We start from the raw sequence: 5,330 nt of genomic DNA on the forward strand, positions 1-5,330 counted from the left end.
AACAAATAAACAAAAAAAACCCGAGGGGGGGATGGACAAAAGTAAACTTTTAACCATCCCCCCTCTATTTATTCCGTATAAACGTGTTCCATAAGTCAAATTTCCCCGACTTATGTCATAATTGTCACATAAATTATAATAAGATCAAAGCTAAGTTTAATTTTTAAACTGTAGTGGTAATAAAATTAGCTGATTCAAATAGATACAGTAAGAATTTTTTCTCCGTGCTTGCACATATTTGTATTTAATAAGCGAACATCCTTATAATCATCAGTATTAGTTACAATTACAAAAGTTGATAAATCGTAGCCAGCCTTTGTAATTGTATCCATATCAAAGGAAATTAGCTTTTGACCGCTAGTTACATTATCTCCTTGTTTAACATAGGTTTTGAAACCATCTCCATTTAATTTAACAGTATCAATTCCGATGTGAATCATTATTTGAGTTCCTTTATTTGAAGTTATTCCAATAGCATGTCCCGTTTTGAAAAGCATTGTAATATTTCCATCAAATGGAGCGTAGACGTTTCCATCACTTGGTCTTATTACCATGCCTTCGCCCATGGAACCAGATGAAAATGCGGGGTCTTTTGCTGTTGCAATATCCTCAACAGTGCCATCAATAGGTTGAAGGATTACTTCATTATCAATAGTTTTATTATTTTCATTTAAAGTATTGATAATCTTTTCTTTTGCTTCTACTTCTTTTTCGTTAATTCCAATAATGGATGTAACTAGGCATCCAACGATGAAACAAATTGTTAAACCAATTACATAATAGACAAAGGTACTTCCAACAAATGCTGGTAAGGTCGTTAGCCCACCAAAAACAAAAGCAAATGCTTTAACATGAAGACCACCAATAAATGCTCCACCGACTGCTCCACCAGCAACTGCTCCAATTAGAGGACGTTTGTAGCGAATCCCGATACCATAAATTGATGGTTCTGTTATCCCAGCAAAAAGGATAGAAAGAAGTGCAGACATAGAATAGGCCTTCATTTTTGAATCATGTGTCCGTAAAAAAGTACCTAAAGTAGCTCCAGCCATACCAAAGTTTGCAGCAGCAGTTAAAGGAACAATGTAATCAAAGCCAAGTCTACTGATGTTATTAATCATTACTGGATTTACCGCCCATTGTAATCCAAAAATAACGAAAATATTCCATATGCCACCAATAAATGCACCAGCAATCCAACCATTAGAGTTTATTAACCAATTAATAATACTTGAAATCCCTTCACCTACATAAACTCCAAATGGGCCAAATATTCCGGCTGTAAGTGGAACCATCAGAAATAGAGAAATTAAAGGAACAAATAATAATTGTAAGTTTTCTGGTATCCATTTTTTTAAATATTTTTCCAAATACGAAAGACACCAAATTGATAAAATTGCAGGAATCACAGTTGAAGTATAAGTCATTAAGACAATAGGAATACCTAAGAAATGAACTATAACGCCGTTTCCGTGACTACCCATCATACTTGTAAATTGTGGCATAATCAGAGATCCCATAATAGCAGCAGCAACATACTTATTAACTTTGAATTTTTCAGCAGATGTAATCGCTAACAATATTGGAAGAAAGTAAAATACAGCTGTTGATGCAACAGTTAAAATATAATACGTATCTGAAGTTGTCGACAGCCATTTGAATTGTGTTGCCAGTAAAACTAAGCCCCTAAAAACACCGGACCCAGCTAAAAGTGGTAAAAGAGGAGTAAAAATTCCAGCAACAACATCCATGACTTTTAAAAACCAATTAGTATTGTCTGAAGTACTATCGTTCGATGTTTCTTTATCAGTTTCTTTATTTAAAGAAGTATTTTCGATTAATTCATCATAGATAGTTGGTACACTGGGTCCAATTACAACTTGAAACTGGCCTGCTTTTTCAACAACGCTTATAACTCCGCTTAGATCTTCAATTTCTGTTTTGTTTTGTGAAGCTAATTTTTCATCACTTAAACGCATTCTTAACCGAGTTGCACAGTGAGTTATACTTAAAATATTATTTTCTCCGCCAACTAAATATAAGATTTTTTTGCCAAGATTGCTTGAGTTCATTTTGCATCATCCTTTCGAAAAAAATATTAGCGCTTGGTAAAACGTTTTCTCAAATAATAAGTTACACCTTTTTATTTTTTAGTCAAGATTTTTTTAAGCGTGTTATTCGCTATTTTTTTAGCCTATAATTCTAAACTAATCACTGATATCTGTTGACAAAAGAATATTATTTGATAATATAATATGTGTTATGGTAAAACGTTTTCTCAAATAATAGTTAAGAAGGTTAAATTTATGAAAAAAATACTTTGTCCTTCGCTTATGTGTGCTGATTTTACAAATCTTCGCAGTGAGATATCCTCTTTGAACTCAGCTGGAGTTGATTTATTTCATATGGATATTATGGATGGAATTTATGTTCCTAATCTTGCTTTAGGAGCTGAGGATTTTAAAGCAACTAGAAGTCTGACAAATAAACCAATGGATGTTCACTTGATGGTTAAACACCCAGAAAAATACATTGATTTATTTAAACAACTAAACGCAAATTTAATTTATTTTCATCCAGAGACGGCGAATATTGCTTCATCTTTGATTAATAAAATCAGAAATCTGGGAATTAATCCAGGAATTGCAATTAGCCCAAATATTTCAATAGCATATGTTGAAGAATTATTGCCTATTATTGATGATATTTTAATAATGACTGTTAATCCTGGCTTTAGTGGAGAACCTTTTTTAGACTACACCTTACCAAAGATAAAGGATTTTTGTTCTTTAAAAAATAAATATAATTATAATGTTTTTGTTGATGGGGCAATTTCTCCAAATAAAATTAAAGATCTTTCAAAAATGGGTGTTGATGGTTTCATTTTGGGAACTTCTGCATTGTTTGGAAAAAAAGAATCTTATTCAAAAATTATTAAAGAACTTAGGGAGGAATAAATCAATGGAAAGAAAAAAAATTGCATTTGGTTCAGATCATGTTGGATTAGAATTAAAACCTGCTATTATAGAATATGTAAAAGAATTAGGATATGAAGCTCACGATTTCGGTGCTTTTGAACAAAAAAGGACTGATTATCCAATTTATGGTAAAAAAGTTGCAGAAGAGGTTGCTAATGGAAATTATGATTTAGGAATTGTAATGTGTGGAACAGGCATAGGAATCGGTTTAGCAGCCAATAAAGTTCCGGGTATCAGGGCAGCTATGGTGAGTGAACCTTACTCTGCAGCTTTTTCGAGACGTCATAATAATACTAATGTGTTATCAATGGGTTCACGAGTTGTTGGAGTTGAGTTAGCAAAAATGATTGTCAGGTCATGGCTAGATGCTCGTTTTGAAGGCGGACGTCATCAAAGAAGAATTGATGAATTAAGTGCTGAGGATGAGCGTAATGATGAAAGGTTTAAAGAAATTGTTAATTCAAAAGACAAAAAGTATCAAAATAATATTTAATTAAGTTGGTGTTTTCATGGAAAAGAAAGTAAATTCGATTAAAGATATTGCAAAAATTAGCGGTTTTTCTATTTCAACTGTTTCAAAGGTTATCAATAATAAAGGCAGAGTTTCAGAACAAAATAGAGAGAAAATTTTGCAAATTGTAGAAAAATATCATTATGAGGGGAATAGTTTTGCGAGAGCATTAAGACTTCAACGGTCTAATACAATTGGCATTATTATCCCCAACTTGAATAACTCTTTCTTTTCCAAGTTAGTAGAAAACATCGAGAAAATTTTATTTTCTAATGGATTTATTACGGTAATTTGTGACACTTCTGTAGATAAAAAAAGGGAGGGGCAATATTTAAAAAAATTAAAAGCACAACAGGTAGATGGATTGATTGTGATTTCTGGTAGCCAGACTTTTGAAAGTAATCAAATTTCTGAATTTAGGCACATTGTTTGTATTGACAGAGAACCAGCGAATATTCAAAATTATTGTTACGTTGGATCGGATCATTATAGTGGTGCTAAGATTGCCACTCAAGCATTGATTGATAAAGGAACTTTCCCTAGTCTTTTTATGTATGAGTCTGACTCATCTCCTATAAAAGAAAGAATCAAGGGATTTGAGGATACATTGACTGATAATTTTCTCAAAAAAGATGACCTTTCCGTGATCGCTTTTAAACAGACTCTTGATATTGATAAAATAAGATTCAAAATTAGAAAATATTTAAGATATTTAATCGAAAGAAGGCAGGAGCCGTTTGGAATCTTTGCTACGAGTGATGCTTTGGCTGCAGATATTTTATTAGCTGCTAAAAGTATTAATTTAAATGTTCCTGATGATGTTAAAATCGTAGGATTTGATGATGCACCAATTGCAAAGTATTGCTCACCAGAACTTACAACTATCAGCCAAGACATTCAGTCTATTTCAGAAAAAACTGTTGAAATTTTGATTAATAGTATTCAGGATGAACCCATGCAAGAAAAATATAAAAAAGTTGGAGTGAAGCTTATAACAAGAGGGACTTTGTAACACAAACAAGCTTATCTCCAAAAATCAGAAATTCGAATAAATTTTAAACTCCTAAGGCTTTTTCCGATAATCAAGCGGATAAGCCTTTTGATTTGAACAAAATTTTCTCATGGTATAAGCAATTTGAATAATTTGTACGGTACCAGGTTATTTAATAGTTTCAAATAAATTAGAGGTCAATTCGTAGCAAGAGCATTGCTGCAAACAGACTATAATATCCGTAGTCAAACTATTCCAATGATAATTTATGATGCTGGTTTATCAGTAAAATACCAATTACAATACAAGCTAAAATATCAGATGAATAATATGAACTCCACAAACCAAAAATTCCATAGTTCAACGGCAAAAGTAGTGCTAGGGGAACCTGTAATAAAATTTGATGTAAGATTATCAAGAAAGTTAACTTTTTATAGTCTTTGAAATATATTGAAATGAATCATAAAAAAATGATTGGAATATTGATAGCGTTATTGATAACTGAACAAAATTATTCAGTATTTTATTTGCTATCTCATTATTTTTTTCTCCGATTGCTATTGTTAAAAATGAGGTACTGTCCCTTTACTAGCAAGAACGGTGAAACTATAAGCAAGGGCATAAATTGTAAATGTATATGTATTCATCGTATTTCCACTGGTACATTCTTTTAAATATTGTTTATTATTTTGATAAAAATAAGAATATTCAAAATTATGATTTTTTAGTAGTTTTTGATTATTACTTGTATAATTAAGTGTCTGTAACGATAATAAAACGTTTGTAGTTTATGGGAAAATTAATTTTCCCTAAGATTTTTTTCGAGAATAAATACCAATAGCTTCAAAAT

4 protein-coding genes are annotated in these 5,330 nt (G+C 31.5%); 3 read left to right on the forward strand and 1 reads right to left on the reverse strand.

Annotated elements, in window-relative coordinates; all coding sequences use genetic code 11:
* Window positions 1–194 precede the first annotated feature (194 nt).
* Window positions 195–2,072: a beta-glucoside-specific PTS transporter subunit IIABC gene (locus ABF682_RS11790; RefSeq protein WP_415619923.1), complete on the reverse strand. Its 1,878-nt coding sequence runs from the start codon at window positions 2,070–2,072 to the stop codon at window positions 195–197.
* Window positions 2,073–2,306: 234 nt separating this feature from the next.
* Here ABF682_RS11790 and ABF682_RS11795 point away from each other — a divergent pair, with 234 nt between their 5' ends.
* From ABF682_RS11795 to ABF682_RS11805, 3 genes are read left to right on the forward strand one after another with little or no spacing between them, the layout of a single operon-like run.
* The gene (locus ABF682_RS11795) at window positions 2,307–2,957 is read left to right on the forward strand and encodes a ribulose-phosphate 3-epimerase (RefSeq protein WP_415619924.1); all 651 of its coding nucleotides are present in this window, start codon (window positions 2,307–2,309) and stop codon (window positions 2,955–2,957) included.
* 4 nt (window positions 2,958–2,961) lie between these two features.
* On the forward strand, window positions 2,962–3,471 hold the full coding sequence (rpiB, locus tag ABF682_RS11800) for a ribose 5-phosphate isomerase B (RefSeq protein ID WP_415619925.1): 510 nt from the start codon (window positions 2,962–2,964) through the stop codon (window positions 3,469–3,471).
* 16 nt (window positions 3,472–3,487) lie between these two features.
* Window positions 3,488–4,501: a LacI family DNA-binding transcriptional regulator gene (locus ABF682_RS11805; protein WP_415619926.1), complete on the forward strand. Its 1,014-nt coding sequence runs from the start codon at window positions 3,488–3,490 to the stop codon at window positions 4,499–4,501.
* The last annotated feature ends 829 nt before the right edge of the window (window positions 4,502–5,330 follow it).

Source organism: Liquorilactobacillus sp. (assembly GCF_047719775.1).
GTDB lineage: Bacteria > Bacillota > Bacilli > Lactobacillales > Lactobacillaceae > Liquorilactobacillus.